Raw genomic sequence first — 18685 nt, 5'->3', positions numbered from 1 at the left:
ACTCCGTGCTGCACGACGACTTGAGGCCCGCTGACAGAACGCATGCGTCATTCAGTAGCTACTCAGTCATTGATAGCCCAGGATGACGACGATTGTCGACCGATGATTTGTAACAAGGCGTTTACCTGCCTGTCACACCTTCACCCCGGCCAGGCGCCACGCCGATGGATATGTCATGACTGAACTGCACTCCCCTGATTCACTGGATCTTCTGGCCACCTGCCCGCGGGGCATCGAGCTGCTGCTGGCCGATGAGCTGGCCGCCCTGGGTGCCGTGCCCGGCAAGACCACGGTGGCCGGGGTCCACCTGCGCGCGAGCCTCGAGAGCGCCTACCGCATCTGCCTGTGGTCGCGGCTGGCCAACCGGCTGGTGCTGTGCCTGGCGCAGGGGGAGGGCATCGAGACTCCCGAGGCGCTGCGGGCCGCCGCCGCGGCCGTCGACTGGCGGGACCACCTCGCACCGGGCGCGACCCTGGCGGTGGACTTCCATGGCCGCGCCGAGGCGATCCGCCACACCCGCTTCGGTGCCCAGACCGTCAAGGACGGGGTGGTCGACCGCCTCCACGCCGAGGGTCGGCCGCGGCCCGACGTCGATACCCGGCAGCCGGACCTGCGCCTCTATGCCCACCTGCACCGTGGTCGGCTGACCCTGGGCGTGGACCTCGCGGGCGACAGCCTCCACCGCCGTGGCTATCGCCGCGACGTGGGCCATGCACCGCTCAAGGAGAACCTGGCCGCCGCCCTGCTGGTGCGCGCCGGCTGGCCGGCGATGGCCCGGGAGGGGGCGCCGCTGGTCGACCCGCTGTGTGGTGCCGGTACCCTGCTGATCGAGGCCGCCCTGATGGCCGCCGACATCGCCCCCGGTCTGGCCAGGGAGCGCTTCGGCTTCCACGGCTGGGCCGGCCACGACGAGCGCTGCTGGCGGGAGCTCAAGCGCGAGGCCGAGGCACGGGCCAGCATCGGGCGCAAGCGCTGCCGCTCGCGGCTTTACGGCTTCGACGAGAGCCCCCCGGCGCTGGCTGCGGCGAAGTCCAACGCCATGCGCGCCGGCGTGCCGGCGCTGATCGAGCTCGAAGGGGCCTCCCTGGCCGGGTTCGCGCGCCCCGCGGGGCTGCCTGACACCCCCCGCGGGCTGGTGATCACCAACCCGCCCTACGGCGAGCGCCTCGGCGAGCTTCCCGAACTGGTGCGCCTCTACGGCCAGCTCGGCGAGCGGGTCAAGGCGGCCTTCCCCGGCTGGCAGTTGGCGGTCTTCACCGCCAACCCGGACCTCGGGCATCGCATCGGGCTGCGCGCCCGCAAGCAGTACGCGCTGCGCAACGGCCCCCTGGAAGCGAAGCTGCTGCTGATGGCGATTCCCGAAGCGGAGGAATCGCCCTCCGGGGGGGCTGCCCCCGCGCGCTCCGAGGGGGCGCAGATGTTCGCCAATCGCCTGGAGAAGAACCGCAAGCGGCTGAAGAAGTGGCTCAAGAAGAGCGGCGAGAGCTGCTACCGGCTCTATGATGCCGACATGCCCGAGTACGCCCTGGCCATCGACCTCTACGGCGACCGGGTGCACGTCCAGGAGTATGCGCCACCCAGGTCCGTGGATGCCGCCCAGGCCCAGAAGCGGCTGCACGAGGCGCTGGGCGTGATTCCCGAGGTGCTCGGCGTAGATGCCGGGAAGGTCGTGGTCAAGCGTCGCGAGCGGCAGAGCGGCAAGGCGCAGTACCGCAAGCAGGCGGCCAGCGGTGAGCGCTTCGAGGTGCGCGAGGGCCGGGCGCGGCTGTGGGTCAACCTGCGCGACTACCTGGATACCGGCCTCTTCCTCGACCATCGCCCGGTTCGCCGGCTGCTCGGCGAGATGGCCTCCGGCAAGCGCTTCCTCAACCTCTTCTGCTATACCGGGGCCGCCACGGTCCAGGCCGCCCTCGGAGCGCAGGAAGAGGGCACGGAGACGGCCGGCGGGGCCAGCGAGAGCGTCAGCGTCGACCTTTCCAACACCTACCTGGAGTGGGCCCGGGACAACTTCGCCCTCAACCGGCTCGACCCCGGGTGTCATCGGGTGGTGCGTGACGATTGCCTGCGCTGGTTGGCGACCGCCGGCGGCGAGTTCGACCTGATCTTCCTGGACCCGCCCACCTTCTCCAATTCCAAGAAGATGGCCGATACCCTGGATGTCCAGCGCGACCACGGCCAACTGGTGCGCCTGGCCATGGCACGCCTGGCGCCGGGGGGGACCCTGGTGTTCTCCAACAACCAGCGGCGCTTCAAGCTGGATGCGGACCTCGCCGAGCAGTTCCGGGTGGAGGATATCTCCTCGCGCACCTTCGATCCCGATTTCTCGAGGAACCCCGACCTGCACCATGTGTTCCTGATTCGCCATCGGGAGGGCGCATGATCCGTCTGAGGCTCTATACCACCCTGGGCTGTCATCTCTGCGAGCAGCTGGAGGCGGTGCTGGCGACCCTGTGTGCCGAGCGCTACCGGCTGGAGCGGGTCGAGATCAGCGAGGACGAGGGGCTGGTCGCCCGCTACGGGGTGCGCATCCCGGTGCTGGTGGACGAGGTGGGGCGGGAGCTGGACCGCGGCATGGAACCCGACCGCCTGGCCGCCTGGCTGGCGGCTCGGGGCTGGCTGGACGAGACGGCCTGGCAGCAGCTGCAGCAGCTGAGTGGCGAGCCGTCGCCCGGGGTGACGAAGAGGGCGTCGAAGGGGGCAACCCTGCGCGGCGGGCGGCGCTATCTGGGCTGATCCCCCTCGGCCGGCATCCGGCGGCTACAGCGAGTCCAGCAGCGAGAGCTGGCTGACGGCGTCGCGTCCCTCGGCACTCTCGGCCTCCACCTCCAGCACCTTGCGAAAGCCCCGCGAGGACAGGATGGTGGTCTCGTCAGCCAGCCACATCATCGCCTGGTCGTGGTCATCGGCCAGGCGATGCTTCAGGCCGCCGAACTGGGTGCCGATCTGCCCCCAGGCACGGCTGAAGATCCAGTCGCCGAACATGTCCTGATGGACATGCACCAGCACATAGTCATGGTCGGTTTCCCAGCGGACGATCACGGCAGCTCCCGAGGTGGAGGGCGCCGCAGGCCTGCGGCGCGCGAGTGGCAATGGCGGTATTGTAAGGGCTTGGGCACACTGAACAAGTCGTATCACCAGCCGGAAGGGAACCAGCCATGAGAATCGTCGTCGATGCCAACGTGCCCGCCGCCGAGAAATGTTTCGGGGAACTGGGCGAGGTGGTCCGCCTGCCGGGGCGCGAGATCGATGCCGACGCGCTGCAGGAGGCCGACGCCCTGGTGGTGCGCTCCATCACCCGCGTCGACGAGGCCCTGCTGGCGCGAGCTTCCCGGCTGCGCTTTGTCGGGACCTGCACCATCGGCACCGACCATGTGGACGAGCGGGCCCTGGCCGAGCGCGGCATCGCCTTCGCCAGCGCCCCGGGCTGCAACGCCGAGGCGGTGGTGGACTACGTGCTGGGCAGCCTCTCGACCCTGGCCGAGCGCCAGGGATGGCGGTTGATCGAGCGCCGCGTCGGCATCGTCGGCGTGGGCAACGTGGGCGGGCGCTTGCTGGCGCGTCTCACGGCGATGGGCGTCGACTGCCTGGCCTGTGACCCGCCCCGCGTGGCGGCGGAGGGTGCCGAGGGGCTGGCCGGCTTCGTGGACCTGGACACCCTGATCGACGAATGCGACGTGCTCTGCCTGCATACCCCGCTGGTGACCGAGGAGCCCTACCCGACGCACCACCTGCTCGATGCCCAGCGCATCGCGGCCCTGGCCCCGGGCAGCGTGCTGCTCAACGCCGGACGCGGCGACTGCGTGGATGGCCAGGCGCTGCGTCAGCGGCTGGCGGGGCAGGGCGATGTCAGCGCGGTGCTCGATGTCTGGGAGCACGAGCCCACCATCGACAGCGGCCTGGCGGACCTCGCCGCCATTGCCACGCCGCATGTCGCCGGCTACAGCCTGGACGGCAAGCTGCGCGGCACCCACCGGATCTACCGCGCCCTGGCCCGCCATGTAGGCCTGCCGGCGCGGCTGACGCTGGCAGACCTCGCACCGGCTCCCCCGGTCAGGCGCCTGGCGCTGGACGCCGGCCTCGGCCCCGAGGAGGCGCTGCGCCTGTGCCTTCGCGCCGTCTACGACGTGCGGCGTGACCACGATAGCCTGCACCGCGAGGCCCGTCGCCAGGGCATGGCCAAGGGCTTCGATGCCTGCCGGGCGGCCTATCCGCTGCGTCGGGAGTGCGCGACCCTCGCCATAGAGCTTCGCGAGGGGGCTTGGGAGCTCGCACCGCTGCTGTCAGGCGCGGGCTTCCGGGTCGAGACCGCCACTGCCTGACGACGATGGGGCGGCAAACATCAGCGGGCCCGCTGATGTTATCGCGATGGCTCACTGCGAGGTGTTATCCGCTGTGGCTATTGCCTATAGGTCGCTGCCTTCAACGCACGGATGCGGCCTGTACAGAGAGCAGCGGCGGGTGACCCCCGCCGCGGATCGCCGTTACTGCCGGTAGGCCGCTTCCTTCAATGCACGGATGCGATCATCCAGCGGCGGGTGGCTGGCGAACAGCTTCTCCATCAGCGAGCGCGTCTGACCCTTGGTGATGGCCATGGCCCGCATGGTGTCCGGCATCTGGTCCGGCATCTCTGTCTCGGCCTTGAGGCGGGCCAGGGCGTTGATCATGGCCCCGCTGCCGGCGAGGTGAGCGCCGGCGCTGTCCGCGCGATACTCCCGGAAGCGCGAGAACCAGGCGACGATGGCCGAGGCGATCAGCCCGAAGACGATCTCGGCGACGATTACCACCGCGAAGTAGCCCATGAAACCCAGGCCCCCTTCTCCGTCGCTGCGACTCTTCAGGAAGCCGTCGACCAGGTGGGCGACCACCCGCGCGAAGAACATCACGAAGGTGTTGAGCACGCCCTGGATCAGCGCCAGGGTGACCATGTCGCCGTTGGCCACGTGGCCGATCTCGTGGGCCAGCACCGCGCGCACCTCCTCCGGACGCATGCGGTTGAGCAGGCCGGCGGAGACCGCCACCAGGGCGTCATCCTTGTTCCAGCCGGTGGCGAAGGCGTTGGACTGCTGGGCCGGGAAGATGCCCACCTCGGGGGTCTTGATACCGGCGTCGCGGGCCAGTTCCGCCACGGTATCCACCAGCCACTTCTCGGTGGCATTCGACGGCGTCTCGATGATCACGGTGCCGGTGGTGCGCTTGGCCATCCACTTGGAGATGAACAGCGAGACCATCGAGCCAGCCATGCCGAAGATGAAACAGAAGATCAGCAGGGCATTGAAGTTCATGCCCTGTTCGGTCAGGTAGCCCTCCACCCCCAGCAGGCGCAGGGTGATGCTGGCCACCACGATCACGGCCAGGTTGGTGCCCAGGAAGAGCAGGATTCTCATCATTGCCGGAAATCTCCAGTCGTCGGGAAGGGGGCGCCCCACGTTGCGGGCTGCAAAAGCTGTTGCTTAGATACGTGCTTCCCCGCCGGGTTTCAAGCGGCGGGAAGAAAGGCATCCCCGATCTACTGGCGGTAGCGCGACAGGAAACGGGCAAAGCGGTCCAGGGCGTCCTCGAGCTGGTCGGCCCAGGGCAGCGTGACGATGCGCACATGGTCGGGGTCGGGCCAGTTGAAGGCGGTGCCCTGCACCAGCAGGATCTTCTCCTGCAGCAGCAGGTCGAGCACCAGTTGCTGGTCGTCGCGGATGTTGAACACCTTGGGGTCGAGCTTCGGGAAGGCGTAGAGCGCCCCCTTGGGCCGGGTGCAGCTGACCCCGGGGATGGCGTTGAGTTTCTCGACGGTGATGTCGCGCTGGGCGAGCAGGCGGCCGCCGGGCAGGATCAGGTCGTTGATCGACTGGTAGCCCCCCAGGGCGGTCTGGATGGCGTGCTGCGCCGGCACGTTGGCACACAGGCGCATCGAGGCCAGCATGGTCAGCCCCTGGATGAAGTCGGCCGCGCGCTGCTTGGCGATGTTCCCCGAGAGGATCATCCAGCCGCTGCGGAAACCGGCGCAGCGATAGCTCTTGGAGAGCCCGTTCATGGTCACCACCAGCTGGTCCTCGCCGGCCAGGGCCCCGGTGGAGACATGCTCGACCCCGTCGTAGAGGATCTTGTCGTAGATCTCATCAGAAAACACCACCAGGTCGTGTTCCCGGGCGATCTCCAGCAGCTCGTGCACCACCGCCGGCGGGTAGACGGCCCCGGTGGGGTTGTTGGGGTTGATGATCACGATCGCCCGGGTGTGGGCGGTGACCTTGGCGCGGATGTCGGCCATGTCCGGCGCCCAGTCGGCCTGCTCGTCGCACAGGTAGTGCACGGCATGGCCGCCCGAGAGGTTGGCCGCCGCGGTCCACAGCGGGTAGTCCGGGGCAGGGATCAGCACCTCGTCGCCGTCGTTGAGCAGCGCCTGCATGGCCATCACGATCAGCTCGGAGACACCATTGCCGATGTAGATGTCCTCGATGCCGACGCCGGGAATCTCCTTGCGCTGGCACTCCTGCATGATCGCCTTGCGCGCCGAGTAGAGCCCCTTGGAGTCGCAGTAGCCCTGAGCGGTGGGCAGGTTGCGCATCACGTCCTGGAGGATCTCCTCCGGTGCCTCGAAGCCGAAGGGGGCGGGGTTGCCGATGTTCAGCTTGAGGACGCGCTGGCCTTCCTCCTCGAGCCGCTTGGCGTGCTCGAGCACCGGGCCGCGGATGTCGTAGCAGACGTTCTCGAGCTTGTGCGATTTCCTGATCGGGGGAGTGTCCATGGGCGCTGAGATCCAGTGGTGTCGGTGTGCCGCCTCTGCCGGGGCGGGCGTCGTCTCGGGGAAGTGTTGCCGGTGATTATGCGGGCTCGGCACCGTCGCCACCAACCGCGTCGGCGGCGTCGGGTTCGGGCTCGGGCGGGATGTCCGCCGGGGTCTCCAGGGTCAGCCGGCCCAGCTTGCCGTCGCGCAGCTCGTGGAGCAGCACCTCGGCACCGCGGTGCAGGTCGACCTCGCCACCGGGGCGCAGCCCGCCGCGCCTGGCGGCGATCTCGGCAAGGATCGCATGGCCATCGAAGCCGGCCAGCGCGAGCAGGTCGACCCGCTCCGGGCCATCGGCCTCGACCAGCCCGGCCTCGGGGTGGGGGGCGTACTCGGGCAGGGACTTGAGCTTGTAGCGCGCCTTGAGGGCCTCGGGGTAGCGCCTGGCCAGTTCGGCGGCGGCGACCACGGCGACCTCCACGTAGTCGATGGCGGTGTCGCGGATGGCACCGCTGGCGGCCAGGCGGTGGGCGCTGGCCTGGTCCTCGATCTTGGGCCACAGCACCCCGGGGGTATCGATCAGCGCCACGCGGCCGCCGATGCGCACCTTCTGCTGGCGCTTGGTCACCGCCGGCTCGTTGCCGGTCTTGGCGATGGTGCGCCCGGCCAGGCCGTTGATCAGGGTCGACTTGCCGACGTTGGGAATGCCCATGACCATCACCCGCACGTCGCGGTCGGCGCGCACCTGACCGGCCAGCTCATGGCATAGCTTCGGGATGCGCTTGAGCTCCCGGGCCTGGGTAGTGGTCACCGCCAGGGCCCGCATGTCGTCCTGGGCGTCGAAGAAGCTGACCCACTCGCGGGTCCGCTCGGGGTCGGCGAGGTCGGCCCGCGAGAGGATCTTCAACACCGGCTTGTGACGGGTCAGCTCGGCCAGCATGGGGTTGGCGCTGGAGTAGGGCAGGCGGGCGTCGAGGACCTCGATCACCACGTCGATCTCCGGCAGCGCCTCGAGGATCTGCCGGCGCGCCTTGTTCATGTGTCCCGGGTACCAGCCGAGCATCGAGCCTCTCCTGCATGCGCATGAATGAAAACGGCCGCCCATCATAGCAGATGGGCGGCCGTGTCAGGGGAAGGCGGAGATGCGCCGGGACTACTCCCCGGCGTGGAACTGGATCGCCACCGAATTGATGCAGTAGCGCAGCCCGGTGGTCTCCTGGGGGCCATCCGGGAACACGTGCCCGAGATGGGCATCGCAGCGGGCGCAGGTCACTTCGGTGCGCTGCATGCCGTGGCTGGTATCGGTCTGCTCCGCCACGCAGCTCGGCGTGAAGGGACGGTCGAAGCTGGGCCAGCCGCAGCCGGCGTCGAACTTGTGCTCGTTCTCGAACAGCGGGGCGTTGCAACAGACACAGTGGTAGATGCCGTGCTCGTCACTCACGTGGTAGTGGCCGCTGAAGGGCGGCTCGGTGCCTTTCTCGCGGGTGACGCGGTACTGCTCGGGCGTCAGCTGCTGCTGCCATTCGGCACCGCTCTTCTGGATCTTGCTGCGCATGGCCTCTGCTCCTTGTCTTGGCGCCGGGGGCGGCCCCCGCGCGTGTCACTCCCATTCTGACATCAACAGGGGCGGGTGTTTCCAGTCATCGGGCAGGTTCCGTCACGGGATATCAACGTCCGGCGAGACCCGCTTGACAGCTTCCCGGGTGCTGGGTAATATTCGCCGCACCTCGACGAGGCGAGACATTGCGTCCCATTCGTCTAGTGGTCCAGGACACCGCCCTTTCACGGCGGTAACAGGGGTTCGAACCCCCTATGGGACGCCACTCGACTCATCAGGTACTGGAGTGCGGGAATAGCTCAGTGGTAGAGCATCGCCTTGCCAAGGCGAGGGTCGCGAGTTCGAATCTCGTTTCCCGCTCCAAGCTAAAATAGCTTATGCGTCCCATTCGTCTAGTGGTCCAGGACACCGCCCTTTCACGGCGGTAACAGGGGTTCGAACCCCCTATGGGACGCCACTTCCGGTATTGACAGTGCGAGACCTGCGGGAATAGCTCAGTGGTAGAGCATCGCCTTGCCAAGGCGAGGGTCGCGAGTTCGAATCTCGTTTCCCGCTCCATCTTCCTTCGGGCAGATGGGCCAAGAGTTGGATAGTGAGAGTCGCGAGCTGGAACGCCAGCCCGGCTGAATCTCGTTTCCCGCTCCATGCGTCCCATTCGTCTAGTGGCCTAGGACACCGCCCTTTCACGGCGGTAACAGGGGTTCGAACCCCCTATGGGACGCCACCTCGCTCGCATGTCACTCCTTCCAGGCGGGAATAGCTCAGTGGTAGAGCATCGCCTTGCCAAGGCGAGGGTCGCGAGTTCGAATCTCGTTTCCCGCTCCAATCGATTTATTCTAATTCTTCGCTCCGTCCGGAATCCTTGCGGCCTCCCCGGGTAGGCGGATCAGTATGCCCAGACCACGGCCATCAGCACGCCCCACGCCAGCACGCCGGACGCCATGATGGTGTAGGTCGCCGACTGGGCCACCAGGTCGTCATCCCCTCGCCGGCACAGCCCCTGCAGGCCGTGGTAGATCAGGCTGCACGAGATCCCCAGCGCCACCAGCACGGCCAGGGCGTTGAGCAGCAGGCTGGGCACGAACAGCAACAGCGAGGCGCTCCACAACGGCAGCGGAGCCATGGCGGCCAGCAGGTAGGCATCGTGGTAATCGATCGACAGTTCCTCCTGGCCGTTGACCACGGCATGGATCAGCCAGCCCATGACGAAGAAGGTCAGCAGCTCGGCCAGGAAGAGGATGGTGGTGATGAACCGCCAGGGGCGTTCGGCGAAGCCGGTGACGAAGTCGTCACCGTAGTGGGTGCCGGCATAGTAGAGCATCAGCGGGGGGAGCAACGACATCGGCAGGACCACCAGCCAGGCCAGGCTCGGGATCGGGATGCGCCGCTGCTGGAGCTCCTTCCAGCCCGCAGTGCGCGAGAAGGGCAGGCGGAAGAGGGTCATGGCGTTCATGGGGCACCTCGTGGTCAGGATCGCTGTTTTATATCATGTTATGATATGTATTAGTCTCCGTGTCACCCGCTGTCAAGGAGTCCACCATGCCCCGAGACCTCGATCCGAGCCCCGAGTCCCTGACCAAGCAGGACTTCGAGCGCCTCTCGCACTTCCGCTACCGGCTGCGCTGCTTCCTGCGCCAGAGCGAGGACATCTGTCGTGACCACGGCCTCACCCCCCTGCAGTACCAGCTGCTGCTGCACCTGAAGGGCTTCGCGGGGCGCGAGTGGGCGAGCGTCGGTGAGCTGGCCGAGCGGCTGCAGGCCAAGCACCACGGCACCGTGGCGCTGGTCGGGCGCTGCGAGGAGGCCGGCCTGGTGGAGCGCCGGCCCGGGCGGGCCGATCGTCGCCGCATGGAGGTGCACCTGCTCGCCAGGGGCGCAGAGCTGGCCGAGCGCATCGCGGCCCTGCACCAGCCCGAACTCCGCCACCTGCAGGAGGAGTTCTCGCTGCCGGGCTGGGAGGGGGAACCTTGAAGTTTCCCGGGCCATCCCCATCTCATCGGGTTCTCTCGACGACTTTCATTTCTCTGACGGGATCGCACATGGCCGAACCGGCACTGTCCATCCGTGGCCTGACCAAGGTCTACGGCAATGGCTTCCAGGCCCTGAAGGGCATCGACCTCGACGTCGCCGAGGGCGACTTCTATGCCCTGCTGGGGCCCAACGGCGCAGGCAAGTCCACCACCCTGGGCGTGGTCTGCTCGCTGGTCCAGAAGACGGCGGGCAGCGTCTCGATCTTCGGCATCGACATCGACCGGGACTTCGCCCGTGCCAAGTACCATCTCGGCGTGGTGCCCCAGGAGTTCAACTTCAACCAGTTCGAGAAGGTCATCGACATCGTGCTGGCCCAGGCCGGCTACTACGGCATGTCGCGCCGCGAGGCACTGCCAAGGGCCGAGGAGCTGCTGCGCGACCTGGGCCTCTGGGACAAGCGCAACGGCAGCGCGCGGATGCTCTCCGGGGGCATGAAACGTCGGCTGATGATCGCCCGTGCCCTGATGCACCGGCCACGGCTGCTGATCCTCGACGAGCCCACCGCCGGCGTGGATATCGAGCTGCGCCGCAGCATGTGGGAATACATGCGCCGCATCAATCGCGACGAGGGCACCACCATCATCCTCACCACCCACTACCTGGAGGAGGCCGAGAGCCTGTGCCGCAACGTGGGGATCATCAACCACGGCGAGATCATCCGGAACACCAGCGTACGTGAGCTGCTCGCCGAGCTGGATACCGAGACCTTCCTGCTGGACCTGGCGCACCCGATCGAGGCTGCCCCCGAGGTGGCGGGCTTCGAGGTGAGCCGGGTCGATGCCGCCCAGCTGGCGGTGGTGGTGCACCGCGGCCAGCGCCTCAACGATGTCTTCGAGGCGCTCAGCGCCCAGGGGCTGCAGGTGATGTCGATGCGCAACCGCGCCAACCGGCTAGAGGAGATGTTCGTCTCCATGGTGGAGCAGGGCAACAGCGACAAGGCGGCGGCGGATAAGGCGGAGGCACGCGCATGAACCCGACCCAGATCGCCATCGCCCTCTGGACCCTGGTGCACAAGGAGGTCAAGCGCTTTACGCGGATCTGGCCGCAGACCCTGTTGCCGCCCTCGATCACCATGACCATGTACTTCATCATATTCGGCAACCTGATCGGCTCGCGGATCGGCGAGATGGATGGTTACAGCTACATGGACTTCATCGTCCCGGGTCTGATCATGATGGCGGTGATCACCAACAGCTATTCCAACGTTGCTTCGAGCTTCTTCTCGAACAAGTTCCAGCGCTCCATCGAGGAGATGATGGTCTCGCCCATGCCCAACTGGGTGATCCTCACCGGCTTCGTGCTGGGCGGCATGGCCCGCGGCCTCGGCGTGGGGTTGATCGTCACCGGGGTGTCGCTGTTCTTCACCCGCATCGAGGTTGCGCACCCGCTGCTGACGGTGTTCGTGGTGGTACTGACCGCGGCGCTGTTCGCCATCGGCGGCTTCATCAACGCCCTGCTGGGCAAGAAGTTCGATGACATCTCCATCGTGCCGACCTTCGTGCTCACGCCGCTGACCTACCTCGGCGGCGTCTTCTACTCGATCTCGCTGCTGCCGGCCTTCTGGCAGGGCGTCTCGATGCTCAACCCCATCCTCTACATGGTCAACGTCTTCCGCTACGGCTTCCTCGGCGTCTCCGACATCCCCGTGGGCTGGGCGCTGGCCGCCATTCTGGCCTTCATCAGCGTGCTCTTCGGGGTAGCGCTGTGGATGCTGAATCGCGGCAAGGGCATCAGGAGCTGACATGGCACATCACCGACCCGATACCCTCATGCATGCCCCCCTGGGGCGCGAGGCCGCCTACCCGGAGCACTACGATGCCGGGCTGCTCTTTGCCATCCCCCGTGCTGCCAACCGGGTGCCGCTGGGCATCGAGGAGGGCGCCTTGCCCTTCGTCGGCGAGGACGAGTGGCACGCCTTCGAGGTCTCCTGGCTCAACACCCGGGGCAAGCCGCTGGTCGCCGTGGCGCGCTTCCGCCTGCCGGCGGATTCGCCAAACCTGATCGAGTCCAAGTCCTGGAAGCTCTACCTCAACGGCTTCAACCAGACCCGCTTCGAGAGTCGCCAGGCGGTCATCGACACCCTGGAGCACGACCTGTCGGCGGCCGCCGGTGCGCCGGTGTCCGTCGAGCTCTTCCACGTGGACGATGAGGCGCTGGCGGTGAGGCCTCTGCCGGGTGAGTGCCTGGACGACCTGGATATCGAGGTGACCGACTACACGCCCAGCGCCGAGCATCTGCGGGCAGGGGAGGAGGTCGTCGAGGAGACGCTGCACTCCCACCTGCTCAAGTCCAACTGCCCGGTCACCGGTCAGCCCGACTGGGGCAGCGTGCTGATCCGCTACCGGGGCCCGCGACTCGAACGCGAGGGGCTCTTGCGCTATCTGATCGGCTATCGCCAGCACCAGGACTTCCACGAGCACTGCGTGGAACACATCTTCATGGACCTGATGGCCCGCACCCGCCCGGAGCGACTGCTGGTGCTGGCGCGCTATGTGCGCCGCGGCGGGCTGGACATCAGCCCCTGGCGTGCCACCCCCGGCGAGCGCCCGCCCGCGCCGCTGCGGCTGGCGCGCCAGTAGCCGCTTGGGTAGAGTGCCGACAGAACTTGAACAGGAGTGCGATATGGATGCGATGACGCTGCTGCACGAACGCAGCTCCATGGGCAAGCTGATGGGGCCGCCGCCGAGCCCCGAGCAGCTAGAGGCGATCTACCGGGCGGCCCTGCGGGCGCCGGATCACAAGGAGCTGCGCCCCTGGCGCTTCATCGAGTTCTCCGGCGAGGGCCTCTCGCGGCTCGGTGAGCTGTTTGCCGAGGCGGAGTTCCGCGAGGATCCCCACGTGGGCGACGCGGCCCTCGATGCCGCGCGCAAGAAGCCGCGGCGTGCGCCGATGATCATCGCGGTAATTGCCAAGGTCACGCCCGACATCCCCAAGGTGCCGAGGATCGAGCAGGTGATCTCCGCCGGCTGTGCGGCCCACGGCATCCTTCTCGCCGCCCACGCCCAAGGGCTCGGCGCCATGTGGCGCAGCGGCAAGTACGCCTTCGATCCCACGGTGCGCAAGGGCCTGGGGCTTGGCGAGGAGGACGAGGTGGTGGCCTTCCTCTACCTGGGCACTCCGGGCGGGCGCCACAAGCCGCTCCCCGAACACGACATCGAGGCCTTCGTGGAGCGCTGGGACTGAGATGCGACAGATCGGCGTTCCCCACCCGCGCCTGCCGCTGCCCGCTGCCGGCGGCGAGGACGACATGGCCGACTTCCTCGCCTGGCTGGGCGAGGCGATCCCCATGGTCCCCTCGCTGGGTATCCGCGAGATGACGTGCGACGGCGACTGCCTGGACTGGTCACTCTCGCTCACGCCCAGTCTGAATGACAAGGGCACCGGCTTCGGCGGCGCCCTCACCGCCCAGACGACTCTGCTGGGCTGGTGCTGGACCACCCTCTGGCTGCGTCGCCGCGGACTCGCCCGGGACGTGGTGGTGGCCGAGGCCACCCAGCGGTTCCTGGCCCCGGTGACCGGCGACTATCGCCTGACCTGTGAGCCCGAGGCCGGCGATGGACCCTCGGCCCTGGCCGAGCGGTTGGCGCAGCGCGGCAAGGGGCGCATCGCCCTGGTCCAGCGGCTCTGGTGCGGCGATACCCTCTGCCTGGAGGCCCGCGGCGACTATGCCGTGCTGCCCGCCGGATGAGCGGGCGGCCAAGGGAAAACGGCTTGCAATCGCGCACTTAAGTCGATAACATGTGCGCCGTTCTGGAGGAGAAGGCGCGGCACAGCCGAGGTCGCTCGACTCGAGAACCACTATGTGGAGGGGTGTCCGAGTGGTCGAAGGAGCACGCCTGGAAAGTGTGTAGGTCGAAAGGCCTCGAGGGTTCGAATCCCTCCCCCTCCGCCACGAATATCGAATAAGCCGCTGATTTCAGCGGCTTTTTCTTTTTCTGGCTAATCTTGGCCCATACCTCAGCCCATACTTTGCGCGTGGCTTCCCCCGAACCAATTAGGACTCCGTTGGACAAATCGATCCAGTGCTCAAACCTTTGGGTCCTGCTCCGAGGCTTTCTGCTTTCGTGGCAGTGAGCCTCATCTGTTCTGGTCAAGCGCGGGGCATTGTTACCTCATGCTCCAGCACCGAGTGGTCTCGTATCCGGATTGAACTTCCATTCAGCGCCTGCTATTTCCCCCCCTGCTACTCTGAGCAGGTGACGAACGAGAAGGCAAGTCACCACCTCTCAGATCGAGACGCTCCAGGCAGGCTTGGCAGCTGAGGGAGGAAGGTTATGATGTTGGCGACATCACCAATGGTATGGGCAGGGGTAGTCCTTGAGGGACCTGGGTGCCGTGGTGCTCGAGGAGCTCGGCAGCGAGCCGGCCCAAGTGCTGATTATGGGAGCCGGGCCTAGTGCTGCAGGCGAAGACTAGGATGGAGGTAGCTCTCATGGAGCCTCCTTGGTCAGAGTCGAGAAGAGGATCAGGCCGGCCAGGGTAGCTGCGGCGCGGTCAGCCGCGGGCCGTCGAACCCGGGAATGCTACCGAAACGTGGGCTCTCGGCCTCCCAGTCGCGCTGAGCATCGCTGATCTCCGCCTTGCTGTGGCCGACGAAGTTCCACCAGATCAGGATCTCCTCGCTCAGGGGTTCACCGCCCACCAACAAGACCCGGCCGTCGAGCGGCAGCGTTAGTGTCACATCGTCGCGGCCGCGGCCCAGGTAGGCCAGCTCATGGGTGGCGAAGGTGTCGCCATCGATCTCCAAGTCACCTTGAAGGGGTACCAGGCCGTATTCGAAATCCTCGCGCAGCGGCAGGCGCAACTGGCCACCCCGGGGGCTGGCCAGGTCCAGGGCCACCAGGGGCGAGAAGGTCAGAGTCGGCGCCCGATGTCCGGCGAACTCGCCCACCAGCAGGGTCAGCTCAGTGCCCTCTTCCTGCCAGCTGGGCAGGGTTGGGTAGTGGTCGAAGCGCGGGTCGGTGGCGCGATCGGCCTCAGGTAGGGCAATCCACAGCTGGGCGGCATGCAGGGTCGCCTCGCCGGACAGCGACTCCTCGGTATGGCTGATGCCGCGGCCGGCAGTCATCAGGTTGACCTGGCCGGGGCGGATCACCTGGGCGGTGCCCAAGCTGTCGCGGTGGAGGATCTCGCCCTCGAGCATCCAGGTGAAGGTCTGCAGGCCGATATGCGGATGGGGGCCGACCCGAAGGCCAGGATCATCCGCCGCGAAGTCGGCGGGGCCGATATGATCGAGGAAACACCAGGCGCCGATCAGCCGGCGCTGGCGGCGTGGTAGGGCGCGGTTGACGGGAATCCCGCCCACCTCGGCGCTATGTGGGGTGACATGCTGTACCTGTCGCTGGCCGTCGACGATGGGGCAGTCGAGGGAGCTGACCAGTTCGCGTTCGTTGACGAGGTTGCTCATGGTTTAGCGCTCCTGGGATGTGAAGAAGGACCCGGCCCCTAACATAGGCCCCGAAGAACCTTGCCAGGGGCCGAGCCCTCGGCGCTCTACCGACAGCCTCGAGACGCACAGCGGTGCCTGTTCGAGGCTTGTCGCCTGGCCGACGCCATTAGTTGCTATCGGGCTGGCACCTTAGCCCAGTTGGCTTTGCTGATTATAACTCTGCATCAGGTTGGCGTAGGCGGGCAGATGGCCGGCCAGCAGGCCGCCGAAGCCCTCGATATCGTTGCGCCAGTCACGGTGCAGTTCGCAGCCCACCCCGAACCAGGTCATCAGCTGGGCGCCGGCCTGGGACATGCGATCCCAGGCGGCGTCCCGGGTGGTCTGGTTGAAGGTCCCGGAGGCATCGGTGACCACGAAGACCTCATAGCCCTCCTCGAGGGCCGAGAGCGCCGGGAAGGCCACGCACACCTCGGTGACCACCCCAGCGATCAGCAGCTGCTTCTTGCCGGTGGCCTTGATGGCGGCGACGAACTCCTCGTTGTCCCAGGCATTGATCTGCCCCGGGCGGGCCAGATAAGGCGCCTGCGGGAACATCTCCTTGAGCTCCGGCACCATGGGGCCGTTGGGGCCATCCTCGAAACTGGTGGTGAGGATGGTGGGGAGTTCGAAGAACTTGGCGATATCGGCCAGGGCCATGACATTGTTCTTGAAGTCGTCCGGGCTGAAGTCGCGCACCAGGGAGAGCAGGCCGGCCTGATGGTCCACCATCAGCAGGGCCACGTCATCCTTGTCGAGTCGATTGTAGGTAAAGGACATGATCGTTCTCCTTTCGCTGTCTTTGGCAGTCAGGGGGCTGCCCGGCGACCATCGCCGAGCAGTAGTGGGGCATGAGTCGGCTCATGCGCCCCGCGGGTTGCCGAACTTCCCGGCGTGGAAGTCAGCAAAGGCTTGGTGGAGCTCGGTCTCATGATTCATCACGAAGGGACCCTGCCCGGCCACCGGTTCGTCGATGGGCTCACCGCTCAGCAGCAGCAGCTTGGCGTCGTTGTTGGCCTCCAGGTGAAGGGTCTCACCGCGGCGCTCGAAGGCGACGACGCTCTCGTCGCGGACGATGCGCTCGCCGTTGACGAGTACCGTGCCCTCCAGCACGACCAGCAGGGTGGTATGGCCCTCGGGCACGTCGAGCCGGACATCGCCATCGGCCACCAGGCGCAGGTCCCAGACGTTGATGGGAGTAAAAGTGCGCGCCGGGCCTTGCCGATCGAGATAGCTGCCGGCCACCACTCTGAGCTGGCCAGCATTGCCCTGAAGGTCGACTCGGGGGATCTCGCTGTCGAGAAGGGTCTGGTAGGCCGGTGGGGCGGACTTGTCCCGGGCCGGGAGGTTGACCCAGAGCTGCACCATTTCCAGCAGGCCACCAGACTCGGCGAACGCCGAAGCGTGGTACTCCTCGTGGACGATGCCAGCGCCAGCAGTCATCCACTGGATATCGCCCTCGCCGATCTGGCCGCCATGCCCCGCCGAGTCACGGTGCTCAAGGGCTCCCTGGTAGACCAGTGTCACGGTCTCGAAGCCCCGGTGGGGATGGGGACCCACCCCCCGGCGGTGGCGAGTCGGGCCAAAGCGGTGCGGGCCGGCATGATCGAGCAGCAGGAAGGGGCTGATGTGCTCTGCCCCCAGGCGGTCATAGCTGAGCAGGGAGCGCACCGGAAAACCGTCGCCGACCCAATGGCCGCGCGGGGCACCGTATACTGCCTGTATCTTCTTCATCGTCGGCTCCTGTGATGACAAGGGAGGGTCATCTCCCGATGAAGAAAGCGTATTTCATGAACGACCTATTCGGTATACGCTGGAAATGGCATTCAGCGTTTCATAGATGGAACGAAAGCATGCAGGACCTCAACGACCTCTACTACTTCGTTCAGGTGGTGGACCACGGCGGCTTCGCCCCGGCCGGGCGCGCACTGGGCATTCCCAAGTCGAAGCTGAGCCGGCGCATCACCCAGCTCGAGGAGCGCCTCACCACTCGGCTGCTCAACCGTTCGACACGTCACGTCTCGGTCACCGAGCTGGGACAGGCCTACTATCGCCACTGCCTGGCCATGCTGGTGGAGGCGCAAGCCGCTGAGGAGCTGATCCAGCGCCATCACGCCGAGCCCCAGGGCACAGTGCGGCTGAGCTGCTCGCCCAGCGTGCTGCACTACCTGATCACGCCGCTGCTGGTGAACTTCATGGCGCGCTGTCCCAAGGTGGAGGTTCAGGTGGAGGCCACCAGCCGGCGGGTGGACGTGATCAAGGAGGGCTTCGATCTGGCGATCCGCGTACGCTTCCCGCCGCTTGAGGACAGCGACCTGACCATGAAGGTACTCGCTTCAAGCCCTCAGCGGCTGATGGCCGCCCCCGCCCTGTTCGACGACCGGTCACGGCCCCGCAGCCCAGCGGATCTCGCCGAGCTTCCGAGCCTCGACTTCGAACAGTACGACCATCGCCACTGCTGGGACCTCGTGGGGCCAGAGGGGGCCAGCGCGCAAATCCTCCACTGGCCGCGGCTGGTCACTGACAGCGCCGAGACCCTGCATGCCGCCGCCCTGAAAGGGCTCGGCGTGGTCAAGCTGGGGCTACTGGTGGGCGCTCGGGATATCCAGGCCGGGCGCCTGATCGACGTCCTGCCGGGCTGGGAGCCCCGGGGTGGAATCCTGCATGCGGTCTTCCCCTCGCGGCGGGGTCTGCTGCCGGCGGTGCGGGCGCTGCTCGACTTCCTGGACGAGCAGATCTCAGAGGAAGACTTCGCTACCCAGGAGGCGCTGATCAACGCGCAAGGAACTCCTTGATGGATAAACGCCGACTCCCCTATAGACGCCCACGATACCGCCCACGGTGGCTATGACCTTTCTGGTTGCATCCGATAAGAAACACTACGTTTTCTTTACATCATGAGTTTGAATTATCCTTGAAGAAAGGTGCCCATAATTGCACCTCCTCGCAGTGATAC

At 66.8% G+C, this 18685-nt stretch carries 19 protein-coding genes and 7 tRNA genes; 17 read left to right on the top strand and 9 right to left on the bottom strand.

Translation table 11 applies throughout. The annotated features are described in order from the left end of the window. The first annotated feature begins 175 nt into the window (after positions 1 to 175). Positions 176 to 2380 (top strand): bifunctional 23S rRNA (guanine(2069)-N(7))-methyltransferase RlmK/23S rRNA (guanine(2445)-N(2))-methyltransferase RlmL, encoded by a 2205-nt coding sequence (gene rlmKL, locus DFP85_RS04645; protein WP_133635143.1) that lies wholly within the window; start codon positions 176 to 178, stop codon positions 2378 to 2380. Continuing rightward, entirely contained in the window at positions 2377 to 2733 is a 357-nt protein-coding gene (locus DFP85_RS04640) for a glutaredoxin family protein (protein WP_133635142.1), read from the top strand. The genes rlmKL and DFP85_RS04640 overlap by 4 nt, the downstream gene beginning before the upstream one ends. 24 nt (positions 2734 to 2757) lie before the next feature. Here the strand turns inward: DFP85_RS04640 and DFP85_RS04635 are convergent, their stop codons facing one another. Then, on the bottom strand, positions 2758 to 3039 hold the full coding sequence (locus DFP85_RS04635) for a hypothetical protein (protein ID WP_133635141.1): 282 nt from the start codon (positions 3037 to 3039) through the stop codon (positions 2758 to 2760). A 116-nt stretch (positions 3040 to 3155) separates the two neighbouring features. On the opposite strand from DFP85_RS04635, the gene pdxB reads away from it, so the two are divergent. Beyond that, entirely contained in the window at positions 3156 to 4319 is a 1164-nt protein-coding gene (pdxB, locus tag DFP85_RS04630) for a 4-phosphoerythronate dehydrogenase PdxB (protein WP_133635140.1), read from the top strand. A 162-nt stretch (positions 4320 to 4481) separates the two neighbouring features. On the opposite strand, the gene htpX is transcribed toward pdxB, so the two are convergent. The 4 genes from htpX to msrB all read right to left on the bottom strand — a co-directional run bounded on the left by htpX (position 4482) and on the right by msrB (position 8270). Further along, a complete protein-coding gene (htpX, locus tag DFP85_RS04625) occupies positions 4482 to 5387 on the bottom strand; it encodes a protease HtpX (protein ID WP_133635139.1) in 906 nt (301 codons plus the stop codon). A 119-nt stretch (positions 5388 to 5506) separates the two neighbouring features. Next, on the bottom strand, positions 5507 to 6736 hold the full coding sequence (locus DFP85_RS04620) for a pyridoxal phosphate-dependent aminotransferase (protein ID WP_133635138.1): 1230 nt from the start codon (positions 6734 to 6736) through the stop codon (positions 5507 to 5509). Positions 6737 to 6812: 76 nt separating this feature from the next. Then, positions 6813 to 7778 carry a ribosome biogenesis GTPase YlqF gene (gene ylqF / locus DFP85_RS04615; RefSeq protein WP_133635137.1) on the bottom strand — a complete coding sequence of 322 codons (966 nt, stop codon included), beginning with the start codon at positions 7776 to 7778 and terminating at the stop codon, positions 6813 to 6815. Between the two features lie 90 nt (positions 7779 to 7868). After that, positions 7869 to 8270: a peptide-methionine (R)-S-oxide reductase MsrB gene (gene msrB, locus DFP85_RS04610; protein WP_133635136.1), complete on the bottom strand. Its 402-nt coding sequence runs from the start codon at positions 8268 to 8270 to the stop codon at positions 7869 to 7871. A 192-nt stretch (positions 8271 to 8462) separates the two neighbouring features. Between msrB and DFP85_RS04605 the strand changes: the two genes are divergently transcribed. From DFP85_RS04605 to DFP85_RS04580, 6 genes are all read left to right on the top strand, one after another. Further along, positions 8463 to 8538, top strand: a tRNA-Glu gene (locus DFP85_RS04605). Between the two features lie 23 nt (positions 8539 to 8561). Then, positions 8562 to 8636, top strand: a tRNA-Gly gene (locus DFP85_RS04600). Between the two features lie 18 nt (positions 8637 to 8654). Then, positions 8655 to 8730, top strand: a tRNA-Glu gene (locus tag DFP85_RS04595). Positions 8731 to 8756: 26 nt separating this feature from the next. After that, positions 8757 to 8831: transfer RNA gene (locus DFP85_RS04590), tRNA-Gly, on the top strand. 90 nt (positions 8832 to 8921) lie between these two features. Continuing rightward, positions 8922 to 8997 (top strand) — tRNA-Glu (locus tag DFP85_RS04585). Between the two features lie 26 nt (positions 8998 to 9023). After that, a tRNA-Gly gene (locus DFP85_RS04580) sits at positions 9024 to 9098 on the top strand. A 61-nt stretch (positions 9099 to 9159) separates the two neighbouring features. Here DFP85_RS04580 and DFP85_RS04575 read toward each other — a convergent pair. After that, positions 9160 to 9726, bottom strand: coding sequence for a YIP1 family protein (locus DFP85_RS04575; protein WP_133635135.1), 567 nt, complete (start codon positions 9724 to 9726; stop codon positions 9160 to 9162). Between the two features lie 86 nt (positions 9727 to 9812). Here DFP85_RS04575 and DFP85_RS04570 point away from each other — a divergent pair, with 86 nt between their 5' ends. The 7 genes from DFP85_RS04570 to DFP85_RS04540 all read left to right on the top strand — a co-directional run bounded on the left by DFP85_RS04570 (position 9813) and on the right by DFP85_RS04540 (position 14196). Then, positions 9813 to 10244: a MarR family winged helix-turn-helix transcriptional regulator gene (locus DFP85_RS04570; protein ID WP_133635134.1), complete on the top strand. Its 432-nt coding sequence runs from the start codon at positions 9813 to 9815 to the stop codon at positions 10242 to 10244. Between the two features lie 68 nt (positions 10245 to 10312). Next, positions 10313 to 11275, top strand: coding sequence for an ABC transporter ATP-binding protein (locus tag DFP85_RS04565; RefSeq protein ID WP_133635133.1), 963 nt, complete (start codon positions 10313 to 10315; stop codon positions 11273 to 11275). Beyond that, entirely contained in the window at positions 11272 to 12045 is a 774-nt protein-coding gene (locus tag DFP85_RS04560) for an ABC transporter permease (RefSeq protein ID WP_106230216.1), read from the top strand. Before DFP85_RS04565 ends, DFP85_RS04560 begins: the two co-directional genes overlap by 4 nt. Before the next feature lies 1 nt (position 12046). Further along, positions 12047 to 12883 (top strand): NADPH-dependent 7-cyano-7-deazaguanine reductase QueF, encoded by an 837-nt coding sequence (gene queF, locus DFP85_RS04555; protein WP_133635132.1) that lies wholly within the window; start codon positions 12047 to 12049, stop codon positions 12881 to 12883. Positions 12884 to 12926: 43 nt separating this feature from the next. Next, positions 12927 to 13487, top strand: a complete 561-nt coding sequence (locus DFP85_RS04550) for a nitroreductase family protein (RefSeq protein WP_133635131.1) — start codon at positions 12927 to 12929, stop codon at positions 13485 to 13487. Between the two features lies 1 nt (position 13488). After that, entirely contained in the window at positions 13489 to 13992 is a 504-nt protein-coding gene (locus DFP85_RS04545; RefSeq protein ID WP_133635130.1) for a YiiD C-terminal domain-containing protein, read from the top strand. Positions 13993 to 14108: 116 nt separating this feature from the next. Continuing rightward, positions 14109 to 14196, top strand: a tRNA-Ser gene (locus DFP85_RS04540). A 573-nt stretch (positions 14197 to 14769) separates the two neighbouring features. Here DFP85_RS04540 and DFP85_RS04535 read toward each other — a convergent pair. From DFP85_RS04535 to DFP85_RS04525, 3 genes are all read right to left on the bottom strand, one after another. Next, positions 14770 to 15711 (bottom strand): pirin family protein, encoded by a 942-nt coding sequence (locus DFP85_RS04535; RefSeq protein ID WP_133635129.1) that lies wholly within the window; start codon positions 15709 to 15711, stop codon positions 14770 to 14772. 171 nt (positions 15712 to 15882) lie between these two features. Next, the gene (gene ycaC / locus DFP85_RS04530) at positions 15883 to 16509 is read right to left on the bottom strand and encodes an isochorismate family cysteine hydrolase YcaC (RefSeq protein WP_133635128.1); all 627 of its coding nucleotides are present in this window, start codon (positions 16507 to 16509) and stop codon (positions 15883 to 15885) included. 81 nt (positions 16510 to 16590) lie between these two features. After that, positions 16591 to 17463 carry a pirin family protein gene (locus DFP85_RS04525; RefSeq protein ID WP_133635127.1) on the bottom strand — a complete coding sequence of 291 codons (873 nt, stop codon included), beginning with the start codon at positions 17461 to 17463 and terminating at the stop codon, positions 16591 to 16593. 119 nt (positions 17464 to 17582) lie between these two features. On the opposite strand from DFP85_RS04525, the gene DFP85_RS04520 reads away from it, so the two are divergent. Beyond that, the gene (locus DFP85_RS04520; RefSeq protein ID WP_133635126.1) at positions 17583 to 18524 is read left to right on the top strand and encodes a LysR substrate-binding domain-containing protein; all 942 of its coding nucleotides are present in this window, start codon (positions 17583 to 17585) and stop codon (positions 18522 to 18524) included. Positions 18525 to 18685 lie beyond the last annotated feature (161 nt).

This window comes from Halomonas ventosae (assembly GCF_004363555.1).
GTDB classification, from domain to species: Bacteria; Pseudomonadota; Gammaproteobacteria; order Pseudomonadales; family Halomonadaceae; genus Halomonas; species Halomonas ventosae.
The sequence above is the reverse complement of the archived record's forward strand: the minus strand, read 5'-3'. Positions and strand labels throughout refer to the sequence as shown.

Coding starts and splice junctions, on each gene's coding strand:
- DFP85_RS04550 (WP_133635131.1), top strand. CDS start 12,927: ATGGATGCGATGACGCTGCTGCACGAACGCAGCTCCATGGGCAAGCTG.
- DFP85_RS04565 (WP_133635133.1), top strand. CDS start 10,313: ATGGCCGAACCGGCACTGTCCATCCGTGGCCTGACCAAGGTCTACGGC.
- DFP85_RS04620 (WP_133635138.1), bottom strand. CDS start 6,736: ATGGACACTCCCCCGATCAGGAAATCGCACAAGCTCGAGAACGTCTGC.
- htpX (WP_133635139.1), bottom strand. CDS start 5,387: ATGATGAGAATCCTGCTCTTCCTGGGCACCAACCTGGCCGTGATCGTG.
- DFP85_RS04545 (WP_133635130.1), top strand. CDS start 13,489: ATGCGACAGATCGGCGTTCCCCACCCGCGCCTGCCGCTGCCCGCTGCC.
- queF (WP_133635132.1), top strand. CDS start 12,047: ATGGCACATCACCGACCCGATACCCTCATGCATGCCCCCCTGGGGCGC.
- DFP85_RS04520 (WP_133635126.1), top strand. CDS start 17,583: ATGCAGGACCTCAACGACCTCTACTACTTCGTTCAGGTGGTGGACCAC.
- DFP85_RS04570 (WP_133635134.1), top strand. CDS start 9,813: ATGCCCCGAGACCTCGATCCGAGCCCCGAGTCCCTGACCAAGCAGGAC.
- pdxB (WP_133635140.1), top strand. CDS start 3,156: ATGAGAATCGTCGTCGATGCCAACGTGCCCGCCGCCGAGAAATGTTTC.
- ycaC (WP_133635128.1), bottom strand. CDS start 16,509: ATGTCCTTTACCTACAATCGACTCGACAAGGATGACGTGGCCCTGCTG.
- DFP85_RS04560 (WP_106230216.1), top strand. CDS start 11,272: ATGAACCCGACCCAGATCGCCATCGCCCTCTGGACCCTGGTGCACAAG.
- DFP85_RS04575 (WP_133635135.1), bottom strand. CDS start 9,726: ATGAACGCCATGACCCTCTTCCGCCTGCCCTTCTCGCGCACTGCGGGC.
- rlmKL (WP_133635143.1), top strand. CDS start 176: ATGACTGAACTGCACTCCCCTGATTCACTGGATCTTCTGGCCACCTGC.
- DFP85_RS04535 (WP_133635129.1), bottom strand. CDS start 15,711: ATGAGCAACCTCGTCAACGAACGCGAACTGGTCAGCTCCCTCGACTGC.
- DFP85_RS04525 (WP_133635127.1), bottom strand. CDS start 17,463: ATGAAGAAGATACAGGCAGTATACGGTGCCCCGCGCGGCCATTGGGTC.
- msrB (WP_133635136.1), bottom strand. CDS start 8,270: ATGCGCAGCAAGATCCAGAAGAGCGGTGCCGAATGGCAGCAGCAGCTG.
- ylqF (WP_133635137.1), bottom strand. CDS start 7,778: ATGCTCGGCTGGTACCCGGGACACATGAACAAGGCGCGCCGGCAGATC.
- DFP85_RS04640 (WP_133635142.1), top strand. CDS start 2,377: ATGATCCGTCTGAGGCTCTATACCACCCTGGGCTGTCATCTCTGCGAG.